This window comes from Pantoea sp. Pa-EAmG, assembly GCF_030024295.1.
GTDB lineage: Bacteria > Pseudomonadota > Gammaproteobacteria > Enterobacterales > Enterobacteriaceae > Pantoea > Pantoea dispersa.
Genome location: NZ_JASEWO010000417.1, coordinates 1 through 569 on the forward strand (window position 1 = coordinate 1; position 569 = coordinate 569).

The window sequence follows — 569 nt, forward strand, 5'->3', positions numbered from 1 at the left end:
GCCAGGCATCAATTAGAAGAACCCCGTACCGTAAGGTGCGGGGTTTTTTGCTTTGTGCTTCATCTTCACCTTCTCCCTGCGTCAGAAAGAATAGCGCCCCAAGTAATATAATAGCCCACCACTCTTCTTGAATCGCCACGGATAATCTAGACACTTCCGAGCCGTTGATAATACTGGTTTTCATATTCTGTCGGTGACATCTGATTGCTTGAACCATGCCGACGCTTACTGTTATAAAACATTTCGATGTAATCAAAAATATCGCTGCGGGCTTCTTCCCGCGTTCCGTAGATCTTTTTCTTTATGCGCTCTCGTTTCAGTAACTGGAAAAAGCTTTCTGCAACAGCGTTATCGTGACAGTTACCGCGACGGCTCATACTCCCTTCCAGGCCGTGTGATTTCAGGAATGACTGCCACTCATGGCTTGTATACTGACTGCCCTGGTCCGAGTGGACCAGCACCTTTCTTTGCGGATTACGCCGCCATACAGCCATCAGCAGTGCGTTCAGGACAATGTCCTTTGTCATCCGGGATTGCATTGACCAGCCGATAATTTTGCGTGAGAACAG

The 569-nt window shown here is 48.0% G+C and carries 1 protein-coding gene; it reads right to left on the minus strand.

Annotated features, from left to right (window positions below):
- Nucleotides 1-146: 146 nt before the first annotated feature.
- The coding region (locus tag QMM04_RS23010; RefSeq protein WP_282997215.1) for an IS3 family transposase at nt 147-569 on the minus strand (423 nt) is incomplete at its 5' end.